Source organism: Maribacter sp. 4G9, from assembly GCF_002742265.1.
In the GTDB taxonomy this organism is placed as follows: domain Bacteria; phylum Bacteroidota; class Bacteroidia; order Flavobacteriales; family Flavobacteriaceae; genus Maribacter.
The window spans coordinates 37066-53223 of record NZ_MDGL01000054.1 but is presented as its reverse complement, the minus strand read 5'-3'; the positions used below and the strand labels follow the sequence as shown (position 1 = coordinate 53223).

Here is a 16158-nt window from a genome sequence, read left to right as displayed (position 1 = left end):
GGGTACCGTAACGTTAAAGCCACGACTAGGTGAAGGAAGGTATGCGACTATTGATTCTTCTATCATATCTTTGTCAAGAATAAAGTACATAAAGGGTTGTTTTGGTTTGACTTATGTTTCACAACACAAATCTCTGCAACCCTGTCTTTCGATCCAAAAAAAGTTTAAACCACTTCAATTCAAGGAATGATGCTATCCGGTCCATTAAGATAAAGTACAGACCTTATAAAATTTGATTTTAAAATCGGAAACAAAAAAAGCGACCTCTTTTGGAAGTCGCCTTTAATATTTAATATATTGTTTTGCCGTCCTTATTCTTAAAACGGTATTCGAGATACGTATACGCATCCCTTGGTTGAATCTTTATCCATCGCTTGTGTTCCAGGAACCACTTGGTACGAATGGACGGGAATCCCTTTGAAATGTAGGCCGCTATGAAAGGATGTATGTTTAATGTTATGCTGCTGTCTTTTGCAGGTCCTTTCAAGAGCCGTTCCAAATCCACGTTGATTTTGTTGATCAAAACGATGGGAGCTTCAATCTCCTGTCCGCCTTTGTTTGGATTCTCTTCGGTTGTTTTAATATTCATTTCGGGCCTTACACGCTGTCGTGTAATTTGAATGAGCCCAAATTTACTGGGAGGTAAAATTTTGTGCTTTGCCCGGTCGTCTTTCATCTCATCCCTAAGATGGTCAAAAAGTTTCTTTCTATGTTGTGATTTTACCATATCGATAAAATCCACTACGATGATGCCTCCCATATCCCTTAGGCGAAGTTGTCTCGCAATTTCCGAGGCCGCCAAAAGGTTTACTTCCAATGCAGTGTCTTCTTGGTTCTTGGCCTTGTTGGAACGGTTACCGCTATTGACGTCAATTACATGTAACGCCTCGGTATGTTCAATGATAAGGTAAGCACCTTTGCTCATGGTCGCCGTGCGGCCAAAGGAAGTCTTGATTTGTCTGTCTATTCCAAATTTTTCGAATATAGGGACATTGGTATTGTAGTGTTTAACTATGGATTCCTTCTCCGGGGCTATCTCGGCAACATAGTCCTTGATTTCCCCGTATAATGTGGGATCGTCAACATAAATTCCGGTAAAGCTATCGTTAAAGACATCCCTAAGGATGGAGGAAGCCCTATTGAGCTCCACTAATACTTTTGAAGGCGTCTGGGCCTTGTATAATTTTTTGCACATTGCCGACCATTTATTCAGCAAGTTTGCTAGGTCTTTGTCCAGTTCCGCAACTTTTTTGCCTTCTGCAACCGTTCTGATAATAACCCCGAAACCTTTTGGTTTTATACTTTTTACAAGTCTTTTCAATCGGTCTTTCTCCTCTTTGCTTTCAATTTTCTGCGATACGGAGACACGATCGGAAAAGGGCACCATGACCAGGTAACGTCCGGCAATGGATAGCTCGGAACTTATTCTGGGTCCTTTGGTCGATATCGGTTCTTTTACAATTTGCACTAAAAGGGATTGATTGGCCTTAATGGCATCCGTTATGACACCATTTTTGTCAATATCTTTTTCGAACGGAAAGTTTTTTAAGGAATAATCCTTTAGTTTTCCGGTACTCACCTGTTTAATAAACTTCAACATAGAAGACAGTTGTGGTCCCAAATCATGATAATGAAGGAACGCGTCTTTTTCGTAACCCACATTAACGAATGCGGCATTTAGACCTGTTACGGGTTTACGAATTTTGGCAAGGAATATATCCCCTACCGAAAAGTCGTTATTGTCTTCCTCTTTATGGAGTTCAGTGAGTTTTCCGTCTTTTAGCATGGCAAATTCAACGGCATTGGAACTAGATCTTACGATTAATTCTCTATTCACCTGAATGTATTTGTATCTATCCCCAGTTAGTGTAGGATAGATGGATTAAACAATGCTTGAAACAGATTTAAAAAATCTGCCGAGAGTCTCTTTGGAATCTCTATGTCAAGGAACGTAGGTATTAAAACGAAAAAGTAGTTTCTAAAACTACTTTTTCTTGTGTCGGTTAGCTCTTCTGCGCTTCTTACGCTTATGGGTAGCTACCTTATGTCTTTTTCTTTTCTTACCGCTCGGCATAAAGTTCTTCTTTTAGATTATTATTTTACTTGTACGTTGCTTTTTACACCTTCAACAAAAACCTTTGCCGGCTTAAATGCAGGAATGTTATGGGCGGGGATTTTGATGGTAGTATTTTTCGAGATGTTCCTACCGGTTTTCTCTGCCCTGGTCTTGATTATAAAACTGCCAAAACCTCTCAGGTACACATTATCTCCACTTTCCAAAGAAGTCTTTACTTCTTCCATAAAGGATTCAACTGTCGCTTGTACATCTCCTTTTTCAATTCCCAGTTTGTCTGAGATCTTCGATACAATTTCCGCTTTCGTCATCTTACAATATTAGATTTTCTGTATTTTTTTCGGGTTGCAAATATATAAATTAAATTCAATCTTTCTTTCTAATAATCTAATTTTAAGTATTTAAACTGATACTTTTGACGCTTATTATTTTTGGGAATGTCTTTTTCTGATAAAATTTTGTCGTGGTACCATGAAAATAAGCGTAGCCTGCCTTGGCGGGATACGGTAGATCCCTATAAAATCTGGTTGTCTGAAATACTATTGCAACAAACCCGTGTTGCGCAGGGAATACCCTATTACTACAAGTTTATAGATACCTTTCCTAAGGTTCGGGATTTGGCGAAAGCAGAGGAAGGGCAGGTGCTAAAATTATGGCAAGGGTTAGGCTATTACTCCAGGGCCCGAAATTTACATGCGGCCTCCAAAATGGTAGTAGATGATTTTAAAGGGGAATTTCCAAAAACCTATAAGGACTTATTGAAACTCAAGGGTGTAGGGGATTATACGGCCAGTGCCATTGCTTCCATTTGTTATAATGAGCCGCAAGCGGTGGTAGATGGCAATGTATACCGAGTGTTGTCCCGTTATTTTGGAGTGGACATACCTATCAACAGTACAGCGGGTATCAAATATTTTAAAAAACTGGCCCTTGAGGTATTGCATACCAGCAATACAAGGGATTACAATCAAGGCATTATGGAGTTTGGTGCGTTACAGTGTACACCTCAAAACCCCAACTGTGCGGTGTGTCCGTTGGCCAATGAATGTCAGGCTCTTGAGAAGGGAAGTGTCAAGAATTTGCCCGTTAAAATTGGAAAGGCCAAAATTAAGAAGCGCTATTTTAATTACTTGGTACCCTTGGAGCATCGGCAAAGTGATGCGGTTTACACGCAACTGCGTCAAAGAAAGGGAAAAGGGATATGGCAAAACCTTTGGGAATTCCCTTTGTTGGAAACGGAGCGTGAAGTTACATTACAGGAAATAGAAACTCGGTATTCAGAGGTTTTGAAATTCAAAAAACCGCCAGAAATCAACCTATTTAATACGGACACCATTGTCCATAAATTGTCGCATCAGCATCTACATACCAAATTTTGGATATTGGAAGGGACCTTTTTTCATACGGATGCAATAGATGTATCAAATCTGAAAAATTATCCCGTGCCCGTATTGATAGCGGAATTCATGAATACATTTAAATTTTAGTACTTTTGAAGGGAAGAAACCCAAAAGAGGGATTCTGCGAGTCAAATTACATACCCACACATAGGGTAATGATTAAATATCAGGTAGTTGACGTAATTTTAAACGTGAAAAAACTATGAGCGGGACATTAAACAAAGTGATGCTGATCGGGCATTTGGGAGACGAAGTCAAGATGCACTATTTTGAAGGCGGAGGTTGCATCGGGCGCTTTCCTTTGGCCACGAACGAGACGTATACAAACAAGCAGACGGGGGAACGCGTTACCAATACGGATTGGCATAATATCGTGGTGCGGAACAAGGCCGCTGAAATCTGTGAAAAATACTTGAGCAAAGGTGATAAGGTATATGTTGAAGGTCGTTTAAAGAACCGTCAATGGCAGGGAGAGGACGGGAATACCCGTTATACTACAGAGGTACATGTGCAGGACTTCACCTTTTTGACCACAAAACAGGAAAGTATGGAGAATAGCTCTGGCCAATCTTCCCAGCCGCAACCAATGCAGCATGATGAAAGGACACCTGCAAAATCACCTGCACCTTTGAGTCAGGATGAGGATGATGACCTACCTTTCTAATTTGGATATTAAATTATAGAAAGTGGATCCCGACCCTTTACCACTGGCATCGTTTTTTATGGCAATGGATAGTGCATTCGCACTCAATATCGCCGTCTTGATACTTCTTCTTTTATGTTCTGCCCTCATTTCAGGGGCAGAGGTGGCCATGTTTGGACTCTCGGTGACCGAAATCAACGAAATAAAGGATCAGAAAACGGATAGGGGCACTATCCTTATAAGATTGTTGGAACGGCCAAAAAAATTATTGGCTACCATACTTATTGCCAATAACGCCATCAACATTGGCGTGGTATTGATTTTTAATTTGATAGGGGACACCCTGTTCTCCGAAATAAATACGGTTCTATTCAATATTGTATCGGTCAGGTTTCTTTTGGAAGTGGTCGTAGCTACATTTTTGATTCTAATGTTCGGGGAAATATTGCCCAAGGTCTACGCCAATAGAAACCGATTGAGCTTCTCCAACTTCATGGCCTATCCCTTAAAGGTATTGGACTTTATCTTTTCCCCTTTGAGCCTGCCCATGCGCTCCGGAACCCTCTTTTTATACAATAAGCTGGGAAAGGAAAAATCGAATTTAAGTGTGGACCATTTGTCCCAGGCCCTGGAACTTACCTCAGATGGGGATACCACCAAGGAAGAACAAAAGATTTTACAGGGCATCGTTACTTTTGGGAATACCGATACCAAACAGGTCATGAGGCCTAGGATAGATATTTTCGCATTGAACGATCAAATGAAGTTTCCCGAAGTATTGGAGGAAATCAAAAAGAACGGATATTCAAGGATTCCCGTTTTTTCGGAAAATTTGGACAATGTTCTGGGAGTTTTATACGTAAAGGACCTTCTGCCCTACCTTGACAGGAAGTCCCTTAATTGGATGTCATTGATACGGGAACCCTACTTTGTTCCGGAGAACAAGAAATTGGATGATCTCTTGGCCGATTTTCAGACCAAGAAAAACCATTTGGCCGTGGTCGTGGACGAATATGGGGGTACCTCCGGTATTGTGACCTTGGAGGATATCATTGAGGAAATAGTTGGGGATATAAGCGACGAGTTTGATGATGAGGACCTGGTTTTTTCCAAATTGGACGATTACAACTATGTCTTTGAAGGAAAAACGACCCTAAAGGATTTCTATAGGGTCATCAAGCTTACCGATGAGGATATTTTTGAGGAAAACAAGGGCGAGTCAGAAACCATAGCCGGTTTTGTTTTGGAGATGGCCGGTAGTTTTCCCAAAAGAGGCGAGGAGGTTATTTTTAAGGATTATAAATTTGTAGTGGAAAGTTTCGATAAAAAGAGATTAAAACAAATTAAAGTGACATTGCCCCATGAAGTTTGATACATCCGTACTTATATTAGTGATCGTCCTGCTTTTAGGATCGTGCGAAGATCAAGCCATACCCAAACCAAGGGCCCAAATGCGCTTGGAATATCCGGAGGGAGCATCTTCGCCTTTTGAAACGGAAAACTTCAAATTTCAATACAATCAATTGGCAACGCCCAATTTGGATTCTGAAAATTCCTTTTCCTTGGAGTACCCAGAGATGAAAGGTGCCATATTTCTGACTTACATAAAGGTAGACTCCAACCTGAAAAAATTGATCGTGGATGCCAAGCGGCTCAGCTATGAGCATGCCGCTAAGGCCGATAATATTGTGGAGCAACCCTATGTAAACCCCAATAAAAAGATTTTTGGGTCCTTGTTCGAGGTACAGGGGAACGCGGCATCCCAGTCCCAGTTCTTTGTGACCGATAGTACGGAACACTTTCTGGCAGGTTCTGTATATTTTTATGTAAAACCCAACTATGATTCCATATTGCCGGCGGCTGCCTATCTGCAAAACGACATTAGAAGAATCATGGAAACCTTGGAATGGAAGTAATTTTTATAAGGGATGGACAAAAAAGCACTTACTGATTGCCACAATAGAATCGCTCCTTTTGTCCACGGGACCGCGGTGCTTACCTCAACCTTAATTAATGAAAGTCTGGGATGTAAGGTGTTTTTTAAGTGTGAAAACTTTCAAAGGGCGGGCGCCTATAAAATCAGGGGTGCTACAAATGCCATTTTGGAGCTGAACGAGGCACAAAGAAAGAACGGTGTAGTTACCCACTCTTCGGGAAATTTTGCCCAGGCCGTTTCATTGGCCGCCAAGAGCATAGGGATTACGGCCCATATCGTCATGCCCACTTCGGCCCCTAAAGTAAAAAAGGAAGGTGTTATTGCCTATGGTGGACATATCTACGAATGTGAACCCACGGTGGAGGCCAGGCAATCCATGGCGGATAGAATTGCAGCCGAAACAGGTGCGGTGTTTTTACATCCGTCAAATGATTTGAATGTGATCATAGGTCAGGGAACCGCAGCTTTGGAATTGCTGGCTGAACAGCCAGATTTAAGTTTTATTTTCTGTCCCGTAGGAGGGGGAGGTTTAATTGCAGGTTCTTCCTTGTCAGCCAAATATTTTGGGCAGGATTGCAAGGTTATTGGGGGCGAACCTTTTGAGGCCGATGATGCGTACCGATCATTGATTTCTGGAAAAATCGAGGGGAATGAGACCATAAACACTATTGCCGATGGTTTAAGAACCACATTGGGCGATATTAATTTCCCGATAATACAGGATAATGTTTCCAAGATCGTACGGGTTACTGAGGCGGAAATAGTTTTGGCCATGCGCCTCGTTTGGGAGCGGATGAAGATCATAATCGAACCTTCGAGCGCTGTTGCCTTTGCGGCCTTGATTAAAGATAATCAAGGGAATCCCCTGGAGTTTCAAAATAAAAAAGTAGGTATAATTATCTCCGGTGGTAATGTGGATTTGAACCAGTTGCCATTTTAAATATTTTAGTATTGGCAAACTATCCAAGTAATATCTAAATAACAGCATCAACAGGAGAAATTGAGCTATATCTTTCCAAATAGGTAGATTTGTATTGAATTTACTTCTTGGGGTTCAAAAGCGTTTTAGCATTGGCAATACTGGAATTTATTTTCTCCTTAACTTCCTTGACCTTTTCTTCCTCCTCGTTCAACCATTGCTTTTTTTCTTCGCTAAGTTCCTTGCCATCCATGATTTCTTCCGGCTCAAACCTAGCTCCAAAACCTTGCATCCAATCCATCATGGATTTGTTGGCATCCTGTAAATCGCGCATCGCCTTGGCTTGGGGTGAATCTGCCCCCAATGAATCTGCCATGGGTTTTAACTGACCAACCAGTTTTCCCAATTGTCCCATTTTGGGCATAACCTCATCATGAATTGCCATCACCTGTTCCATTTGGGTAGGGGTTGCGTCTTTCTTTTCTTCCTTGCATGAGATAAAAAGCAATAAGCAACTTAGGATTGGGATAAAATATTTTTTCATGTATGTATTCTTATTAAAGTATAAGATCAATTATGATGCAAAGATACCAAATAGGGTTATTAGTTATATATACTAAAACTCCAGTTATAAAATTTAAAATGAGAAAAGCCCACTTGAAGTTCAAGTGGGCCCATTAAAACCATTGTGAAGGTATGATTATTCAAAATCTGCCGGGGAGACCCCTTCATTGACCTTGATTTCCGATACAATGAACTCAATATTCTGTGGCCCCATGCTTTGTATCAGTTTATATGGAAATAAAATTCCGGACACCTCCTTGTAATCTTCGAGCATCATGGTCTGTTGCATGGTCTGGCCCTGCATTTCCAAAACATTTACTTCCTGAAGTTTTAGTCCGGTTTCAGTGTCGTAAAAAGCCGATTTATTATCTGTTATTTTGACCTTATACGCCTTCCTGTCCCCCACCATATCGGTACCTTCCAAAGAAATTCCTCCGGCGGCCAGATAGTTCAGTTCCGGGAAGGGCGCTGATTCTTCTTTTATCTTTATAATTTCCTCTTCAGAAAAATCCTTGCGCTGGCCCTGTGCCACCATATAGCCGGTATCACCGTCCAGCACCTGTTTGCTTAGCGAGTTCCCCATCATCTGGATATCCTGCATGAACTGGTCCTTGGAGGTTTTCTTTAGTTCTAAATTCAGCTTCATCCCCTGCATTTCCGCTTCTGCGGTCATCGAATAGGATTCTACCGCTTCTAGGGCCTCTTTCCCGCCTATTGCCTTTAAGTAGTTTTCAATGACGGTTTCCGCTTTCAAACCTTCTGGTGTTGCGGCATTATAATTTGGTTTTTCAGTCCGTTCCGCCGTCTTTGTATAAAAAAGCACCGGTAGTTTTTTTCCTTTGAATTCCACTTTTTCAAGGTTTTCCAACACCTCACTGCCCTTACCGGTAACTACAATACGGGCGTTGGAGGAACTAAAATATTTTTGTGCCGCTTTTTGAACATCATCAACCGTTATTTTCTCCAGTCTTTCCAAATAGGTCTTGTAAAAGTCTTTTGGCAACCCTTCTTTTTCTATGTTCAAGGCATAATTGGCAATGGTCTGGGGTTGCTCCAGCGCCATAACGAATCTACCGGCATATTTGGCCTTGGTGTTTTTCAATTCTTTTTCCGATACCGGTTCGGTGATGATCCTATCGATTTCCTTTAGGATTTCTACTACCGAGCTATCGGTTACGGCATTTCGTACACTGGCCGTGGCCCTAAATCTGGATGGTTCATACTTGTCATCGCCAATGGCGGAATAAGACCCGTAGGTATACCCTTTATCCTCACGTAGGTTCAGGAACAATCTGGCTTCACCACCGCCTCCCAAGATTTGGTTGGCTATTAATGCAGGCAGATAATCGGGATCCTTCATCTTCAAGTTTACAATGTTCTGAACCGTAATTTCCGATTGTACGGCGTTTGGCATGTCCACAAAACTGATCTGAGTATTGTAAACGTCCTTTGGCTTGCTATAGGTGAACGATGGGGGAACCGCTTTGGTCCAAGATGTAAAATACTTTTCGGTCAATTCCTTTACTTCGTCAAAATTTACATCGCCAACTACTACCAAATAGGCGTTTGCAGGAACAAAATAATCCCTGTAGAAGGTTTTTACATCTTCCAATTTTACATTGTTAACCGTCTCAATAGTAGTGAACTCCCCATAGGGATGGTCCTTTCCATAGGCCAATGCCCGTTGAACCCTGCCACTAATCGCAGATACATCCTTTTCCTCAGCTTTTAACGCGGTTATCAATATGTCTTTTTCCTTGTCGAATTCCTCTTGGGTAAAGTTAGGGTTGATGGCGGCATCGGCCATCAGCTCCATCATCCGAGGAAAATATTTTGAAAGTGAACTTGCAAAGGCGCTTTGCGCCCCAAAACTCAGTCGAGCGCCAAGAAAATCCACTTCCTCATTGAACTCGTCCTTTGGGATATTGGTGGAACCTTGACCCATCAAGGATCCCGTTAAGCTGGAAACGCCCGCTTTATCGCCTTCCAAAATTGGGGGATTATCAATGGTCAGTTGAATGGAAACCGTTGGTAGTTTATGGTTTTCTACGACCATTACCTTCAATCCGTTGTTAAGACTGAAACTTTGGGGTTCATCCAGGTTTATCTCAGGGGCAGGCCCTGGTTTTGGCATGGTACTTCTATCCACCTGTGCTTGGACAGCTGTGGTTAAAAATATACTTAATAGAAATAGGTGTATCTTTTTCATTTCCGTTTTAGTTTGAAGGTTTTTCTTCGGGTAAATAGTCGATAATGACCCGTTGATTGGGTTTTAGATATTTATTGGCCACTTCCATGATTTCTTCCCGGGTCACGGAACGATAAATCTCGATTTCTTTGTTGATTAATGCCGTATCACCATACAACATATAGTTTCTGGCCAACGAATTGGCAATACCCTCAACACTTGAATTTGAGTTTACAAATTGATTTTCAAACTTATTTTGAAGTTTTTGGTAATCCCTTTCTGAGATAGGTTCTGTACGGACTTTAGCAATTTCTTCTTCCATCTCGGAAATCAAGGTATCCAAGGAAGTCTCACCAACGGGTAGGGCGAAGACAAAATACATGCTATAATCTTCTTGCGGAATATTGAAAGCTCCCACCTGTAAGGCCTGTTTTTGGTCATCCACCATTTTCTTGTAAAGTTTCGAAGTGGGACCATCACTTAAATAGGTCGATATCATATCCAATACATAGGCATCCCGTTCCTTAAAACCCGGTGTTCTGTAGGCTAACCCCGCAGCGGGGATTTGAATATTTGGGTCATAGAATTGCACCCTTCTTTCTGTGGTAATTGGAGTTTCTTTTGGATAGTTCCGGGAAACATCGGTACCTTTTGGAATCGGTCCAAAATAGTCCTGTACGAGACTTTTCGTTTTTACTATATCAATATCACCTGCAACAACGAGTACCGCATTGTTGGGTACGTAGTATTTTTCATTGTAGGCCTTAACATCTTCTAAGGTGGCAGCTTCCAAATCCTTCATATACCCTATGTTGGGATCTTTATAGGGATGCTTTTCAAAAAGATTTTCCCCTAAAACAGGAAGTAATTGGCCATAGGGCGAATTGTCATATCGCAGTCGTTTCTCCTCTTTTACAACTTCGATTTGGGTATCCACACCATCCTGATTGATAACGGGATGCAGCATTCTTTCAGATTCCAGCCAAAGCCCCAGCTCAAGATTGTTGGACGGGAAAACCTCGTAATAATAGGTTCTGTCCTGGGTCGTGTTCGCGTTGTTGGTACCCCCATTCGAGGATAAGATCTCAAACCATTTTCCTTTTTCTATGTTTTTGGTACCTTCAAATAACAAATGTTCAAAAAGATGTGCAAACCCTGTCCTGCCTTCCGTTCTGTCTTTACCGCCAACATGGTACATGACCGAGGTAGTCACCACAGGAGCCGTATTATCTTGGTGAAGGATTACATGAAGCCCATTTTCAAGATCATATTCTTCGTATTCGACCTCTTGCGCAAGAAGTGGTGTACAAGAAACTAAAAGAGCGACAACCCCAATTAAATTTTTCTTCATTTTTTTAATGTTTAGTGTTCTTCAATACTATTAGTATTGTTTTATTGGAAATGTTACGCTAAAATACTCTTTTTGTAGGGTTAGTCTTATTGCCGGGTGTCCTTTTGTCATCGTTTTGGTTACATTTTAGATCAAGATTTCTTAACTTATAAGAATAAAAAGAAACGAAATTAAGAATTATACACTCCCCATCAGATTTGGAATCGTAACAAGTGCCTGCCTTATCGCCTATTTTTTGATTTTGGCATTATTGGAACTTCATACCAATGTTTTCTATAGTCTATTTAATGTGATTATTACCGGATTTGGTATTTATGAAACTATAAAATACCTAAAAATCAAAAGATCTGATACTTTCGAATATGGTACCGGTTTTGTTGCCGGCCTGGTTACGGGAGGCTTGGCCACACTTATTTTTACGCTGTTTTTCGCCTTTTATTCTACGGAGTTGGCACCCGGATTTTTGGAAGAGCTTTCCACCAAATGGGCCAAGGAATATGAAAATTTTGAGGCCATTGTTTTTTTAGTGGTGGCAACCATGGGATTCGTGACGTCCTTGGTGCTCACACTTTCGTTTATGCAACTTTTCAAACCGTCCAATAACTTAAAAAAAGGAAGGGGATAAAATACTTAAAAATCCCTTGTGAGTTAAGGAATAAGCAGTATATTTGCACCCGCCTTTGGAAAAAATCCAATAGGTTTTAACAATACATTTTTTTAACGCTATGTACGCAATTGTAGAGATGGCAGGGCAGCAATTTAAAGTTGCAAAAGACCAGAAAGTGTATGTTCACCGTTTACAAACGGAAGAAGGAAAAAAGGTGACTTTTGACAATGTACTTCTTTTGGACGATGGTAAGAACATAACTGTTGGCGCCCCAGCTATAGACGGAGCCGCTGTTGAGGTCAAAGTCATTAAACACCTTAGAGGAGATAAGGTAATCGTTTTTCACAAAAAAAGACGTAAGGGTTACAGAAAGAAAAATGGACACAGACAATCTTTGACAGAGATTGTTATTGAATCCATAGTGGCAAAAGGTGCTAAAAAAGCGGAACCGGCCAAGAAGGAAGAGAAACCTACGGCTAAAAAGGAGGCCCCGGTTGAGAAGTCGGTTGCATCTAAACCAAAGGCTGCTAAAGCAAAAGCTACTGCAGATGACCTTAAAAAGGTTGAGGGGATCGGCCCAAAAATTGCAGAAACATTGAATGCCGCAGGTATTACGACATTTGCAGAATTAGCTAAATCAACTCCTGAGAAAATCGCTGAAATCATTGCTGATGTAAGAGGTAACCACGTTACGGATACATGGCCTGCACAAGCCAAATTGGCTGCTGAAGGTAAGTGGGATGAGTTGAAGAAATGGCAAGACGAATTAGACGGAGGTAAGGCTTAACCGCGTTGCTTTCAAAGTATAACAATATAAAACCTTAAAATTATGGCACATAAGAAAGGTGTAGGTAGTTCTAAAAACGGTAGGGAATCAGAATCGAAACGCTTGGGCGTTAAGATTTTTGGTGGCCAGGCGGCAATTGCCGGTAACATTATCGTTAGACAACGAGGTACAAAACACAATCCAGGTGAGAACGTATATGCCGGTAAGGACCATACGTTACATGCCCGAGTAGACGGTCTTGTAAAATTCGAGAAAAAAGCGGGCGGTAAGTCCTATGTTTCCATTGAGCCTTTTGAAGCTTAATAAACGTTCGCTACAAAAAAAATGAAACCCTCACATTGTGAGGGTTTTTGTTATTACAGGAGTTTTTTAGCTACCTCTTGCCAAGAATTAACCCGCTCAATACCTGTTGTATGGATATTATGGGGAGAAGTAAAAAGTAAGGGTCTACCATCAAAATTGGTGAGGTTATAACTTCTATCGTCAATCAGAACATCTCCTTTTAAAATATGTTTGTGACCACATAAAATTCTATTCTGCCATGGAATGAAAGGGAAATGTTCATCCAGCCAATCACTTTTTTCTTCCAGGGAATTAGGGAATTGCATGGCCGCAGAGGCGATATAGAGCTCGTATTTTTCAGCCAGTTGCCTTAAGATTTCCTGACTGTTGGCAATAGGTTTTAAATTCCTGAAGAATCCCCTTCTTCTAGCATGGTTCCTAACACTTGCCTGATGAGCTTCGGGTACCACGTGCCAAACTTCCTTACCCATACAGAACTCTTCGGTGAGATTGCCACTGAATTCTTTGTTGTAAAGATCTATATGGGCGCCATAGGTATCTGCCAAAACCTCGTCCATATCCACATAAATTGTCATAGGCTACTCTCTTTTTATTTACTCAATCCGGCTTGAGCCAAGGTAATCATTAGAGCGAGTTTAATGGATTCTTCGGATGGCTCGTCGTTCACATACCACTCGTGCAAGGAATGCGCCCCGCCTCCAGAACCGCCCCTGCCGATGCATACGGCCGGGATGCCTTTGGAAACGGGAATGTTGATATTGGTGGAGCCCCTACCCAATGAGGGCGTACCGCCAAAATATTTGGTGGCGGCCATGCTCCTTTGAACCAAGGCAATATCCGCAGGCAGTTCGCCCGAGGGCCTGTCACCGATCTTGATGAGTTCATAGGTTACTTGATCCTCAATACCGCTGGCATTATAATCGGCTATTGCCTTTTCTATCGATGACTTAAAAATTTCTTCGATTTCATCCAGGTTTTTTGGACTGATGGCTCGCATGTCCACCTCCATCCAGGATTCAAAAGGAATGGAATTCACGGAAGTGCCACCACCCATGCGGCCCACGTTAAAACTGGTCTTTGGAATGTCGCCGGAAGTATAGTCCCAAGCAGCTTTGGAAAATAGGTCAATAGCCTTACCCAGTGCGTGGTGCGGGTTGGCAAGTCCGAAGGCTCCCCATGAGTGGCCTCCTTTTCCCTTGACCACAAGTTTATACCTTTTGGAACCCAATCCCGCATTGCTGATTCTTCCCATGCTCCCGCCGTCTATGGCGATCCAGGAATCGATATCCATTCCGGATTCATTGAATATATATTTCATTCCCCGCAAATCGCCCAATCCTTCCTCACCTACCGACCCAACTATGAGTACATCCTTTTCCGTTTTTAGGGCTGCTTTGTTCATGCCTTTCAACATGGAAATGAGATTGGCCAAAGCCCTTGTATCATCTCCAACGCCAGGGGCTTTCAAGGTGTCACCAACTTTTTTGACGGAAACGTCCGTACCTTCCGGAAATACTACGTCAAGATGGGCATCGATCCCCACATATCCAGATTCTCCACTCGTACCCTTCCTAAGGCCTATTACATTTCCTGCCTTGTCCGTCCATAGACTATCCACGCCTGCCTCCTCAAGTAGTTTGGCGAAAGCTATTCCTCTTTTATCCTCCTTAAACGGTGCGGCCAAAATTTCGGTAAGGGCAATATGATCTAAGGTCGTTTCTTCCTTTTGCCCCTCAATGTACCCAAAAGCAGATCGTACCTTTTTATCCTTGGCCAACCGATCAATTTCCTTTGCATATTTTTTGTCGATTGAAATGTCATCCTGTGCCTTTGAAATATGTACGACCAACAAGGTTGTCAAGGCTATTAAAAATTTTTTGTTCATACGCTTTTGTGATCTATAAATGGAGGTTCAACTTTGGGTTTAAGTTCTAAGCGTGAATTTAACGGATAATCCAGTAAAGAAAAACCATTAGCATAAAAAAATAAAGCCCTTACTATTTTTGTAAGGGCTTTATTTAGAAAGTATTGGGTTTAGTATCTGTAATAATCAGGCTTGAAAGGTCCTACAATCGTAACCCCAATATATTCCGCTTGCTCCTCATTAAGTTCCGTTAATTCGGCCCCAAGGCGCTCCAAATGCAATTTCGCCACTTTTTCATCCAAGTGCTTTGGTAACATATACACCTGGTTTTCATAATTTCCGTGGTTTTTCCAAAGTTCGATTTGTGCCAAAGTCTGATTGGTAAAGGAGTTACTCATCACAAAACTTGGATGACCGGTGGCACATCCTAAGTTTACCAACCTTCCTTCCGCAAGAACAATCACATCCTTTCCATTGATGGTGTATTTATCCACTTGGGGTTTTATTTCGTCCTTGGTATCGCCATAGTTTTTGTTCAACCATGCCATATCGATTTCATTGTCAAAATGGCCAATATTGCAGACGATGGCCTTATCCTTAAGGGCCTCAAAATGCTCCCCTCTAATGATATCTTTGTTACCTGTGGAGGTAATTACGATATCGGCATTGCCAATCACCGTTTCCAATTTTTTCACTTCAAAACCGTCCATACAGGCTTGCAATGCGCAAATAGGGTCAATTTCAGTAACCGTTACAATGGAACCGGCTCCTTTAAAGGAAGCGGCCGTACCTTTACCAACGTCACCATAACCAGCTACGACCACCCTTTTTCCGGCAAGCATGGTGTCCGTGGCCCTTCTAATGGCATCTACGGCGCTTTCCTTGCAGCCATATTTATTATCGAATTTGGATTTGGTAACGGAATCGTTCACGTTTATAGCAGGCATTGGAAGTGTTCCTTTTTTAACTCGCTCGTATAAACGATGTACCCCGGTAGTCGTTTCTTCGGATAACCCTTTAATACCACTGGCCAACTCCGGATATTTGTCCAATACCATATTGGTAAGGTCTCCACCGTCGTCCAAGATCATGTTCAAAGGTTTTCTATCCTCACCAAAGAAAAGCGTTTGTTCAATACACCAATCGAATTCCTTTTCGTTCATTCCTTTCCAAGCATATACGGGTATACCAGCTTCCGCTATTGCGGCAGCGGCTTGATCCTGAGTGGAAAAAATATTACACGAACTCCAAGTGACCTCTGCTCCCAAGGCCACGAGGGTCTCTATTAAAACCGCCGTTTGAATGGTCATGTGCAAACAACCTGCAATACGCGCCCCTTTTAAGGGTTGTTCGTCTTTGTATTCCTCACGCAGGGACATTAAACCGGGCATTTCGGCTTCCGCCAGTTCTATTTCTTTTCTCCCCCATGCTGCAAGACTCATATCTTTGACCTTGAAAGGAATGTAGGGAATGGTTGTTGTGCTCATATATTATTTTCTTTTTACTTTCGTTTAACTACGAC

At 41.8% G+C, this 16158-nt stretch carries 16 protein-coding genes; 8 read left to right on the top strand and 8 right to left on the bottom strand.

Annotation, left to right across the window (positions count from 1 at the left end; genetic code table 11):
* Nucleotides 1–289: 289 nt before the first annotated feature.
* Together BFP75_RS07875 and BFP75_RS07870 are read right to left on the bottom strand one after the other, a co-directional pair.
* Nucleotides 290–1837, bottom strand: a complete 1548-nt coding sequence (locus BFP75_RS07875; RefSeq protein ID WP_099544696.1) for an Rne/Rng family ribonuclease — start codon at nt 1835–1837, stop codon at nt 290–292.
* Between the two features lie 257 nt (nt 1838–2094).
* Entirely contained in the window at nt 2095–2385 is a 291-nt protein-coding gene (locus BFP75_RS07870) for an HU family DNA-binding protein (RefSeq protein WP_013306152.1), read from the bottom strand.
* Nucleotides 2386–2511: 126 nt separating this feature from the next.
* Between BFP75_RS07870 and mutY the strand changes: the two genes are divergently transcribed.
* From mutY to BFP75_RS07845, 5 genes are all read left to right on the top strand, one after another.
* Nucleotides 2512–3561: an A/G-specific adenine glycosylase gene (mutY, locus tag BFP75_RS07865; RefSeq protein WP_099544695.1), complete on the top strand. Its 1050-nt coding sequence runs from the start codon at nt 2512–2514 to the stop codon at nt 3559–3561.
* A 115-nt stretch (nt 3562–3676) separates the two neighbouring features.
* Nucleotides 3677–4138, top strand: a complete 462-nt coding sequence (locus tag BFP75_RS07860) for a single-stranded DNA-binding protein (protein WP_099544694.1) — start codon at nt 3677–3679, stop codon at nt 4136–4138.
* 22 nt (nt 4139–4160) lie between these two features.
* Nucleotides 4161–5489 carry a gliding motility-associated protein GldE gene (locus tag BFP75_RS07855; protein ID WP_410504082.1) on the top strand — a complete coding sequence of 443 codons (1329 nt, stop codon included), beginning with the start codon at nt 4161–4163 and terminating at the stop codon, nt 5487–5489.
* On the top strand, nt 5479–6033 hold the full coding sequence (gldD, locus tag BFP75_RS07850) for a gliding motility lipoprotein GldD (protein ID WP_099544692.1): 555 nt from the start codon (nt 5479–5481) through the stop codon (nt 6031–6033). Before BFP75_RS07855 ends, gldD begins: the two co-directional genes overlap by 11 nt.
* 12 nt (nt 6034–6045) lie before the next feature.
* A complete protein-coding gene (locus tag BFP75_RS07845; RefSeq protein WP_099544691.1) occupies nt 6046–6993 on the top strand; it encodes a pyridoxal-phosphate dependent enzyme in 948 nt (315 codons plus the stop codon).
* A gap of 100 nt (nt 6994–7093) precedes the next feature.
* Here BFP75_RS07845 and BFP75_RS07840 read toward each other — a convergent pair whose 3' ends face one another.
* The 3 genes from BFP75_RS07840 to BFP75_RS07830 all read right to left on the bottom strand — a co-directional run bounded on the left by BFP75_RS07840 (nt 7094) and on the right by BFP75_RS07830 (nt 11075).
* Nucleotides 7094–7516: a hypothetical protein gene (locus tag BFP75_RS07840; protein WP_099544690.1), complete on the bottom strand. Its 423-nt coding sequence runs from the start codon at nt 7514–7516 to the stop codon at nt 7094–7096.
* Nucleotides 7517–7672: 156 nt separating this feature from the next.
* Complete coding sequence (locus BFP75_RS07835; protein ID WP_099544689.1) at nt 7673–9745, bottom strand: M16 family metallopeptidase; 2073 nt, start codon at nt 9743–9745, stop codon at nt 7673–7675.
* 7 nt (nt 9746–9752) lie between these two features.
* Complete coding sequence (locus tag BFP75_RS07830; protein WP_099544688.1) at nt 9753–11075, bottom strand: M16 family metallopeptidase; 1323 nt, start codon at nt 11073–11075, stop codon at nt 9753–9755.
* Between the two features lie 241 nt (nt 11076–11316).
* On the opposite strand from BFP75_RS07830, the gene BFP75_RS07825 reads away from it, so the two are divergent.
* From BFP75_RS07825 to rpmA, 3 genes are all read left to right on the top strand, one after another.
* Nucleotides 11317–11700, top strand: a complete 384-nt coding sequence (locus tag BFP75_RS07825; protein WP_317044515.1) for a DUF4199 domain-containing protein — start codon at nt 11317–11319, stop codon at nt 11698–11700.
* A 100-nt stretch (nt 11701–11800) separates the two neighbouring features.
* Nucleotides 11801–12469 (top strand): 50S ribosomal protein L21, encoded by a 669-nt coding sequence (gene rplU, locus BFP75_RS07820; protein ID WP_099544686.1) that lies wholly within the window; start codon nt 11801–11803, stop codon nt 12467–12469.
* A 42-nt stretch (nt 12470–12511) separates the two neighbouring features.
* Nucleotides 12512–12772: a 50S ribosomal protein L27 gene (gene rpmA, locus BFP75_RS07815; RefSeq protein ID WP_099544685.1), complete on the top strand. Its 261-nt coding sequence runs from the start codon at nt 12512–12514 to the stop codon at nt 12770–12772.
* Between the two features lie 53 nt (nt 12773–12825).
* On the opposite strand, the gene BFP75_RS07810 is transcribed toward rpmA, so the two are convergent.
* The 3 genes from BFP75_RS07810 to ahcY form a co-directional block, all read right to left on the bottom strand.
* Nucleotides 12826–13347 (bottom strand): 5' nucleotidase, NT5C type, encoded by a 522-nt coding sequence (locus BFP75_RS07810; RefSeq protein WP_099544684.1) that lies wholly within the window; start codon nt 13345–13347, stop codon nt 12826–12828.
* A 14-nt stretch (nt 13348–13361) separates the two neighbouring features.
* Entirely contained in the window at nt 13362–14657 is a 1296-nt protein-coding gene (locus BFP75_RS07805; RefSeq protein WP_099544683.1) for a M20/M25/M40 family metallo-hydrolase, read from the bottom strand.
* Between the two features lie 149 nt (nt 14658–14806).
* Nucleotides 14807–16123: an adenosylhomocysteinase gene (gene ahcY, locus BFP75_RS07800; RefSeq protein ID WP_099544682.1), complete on the bottom strand. Its 1317-nt coding sequence runs from the start codon at nt 16121–16123 to the stop codon at nt 14807–14809.
* Nucleotides 16124–16158 lie beyond the last annotated feature (35 nt).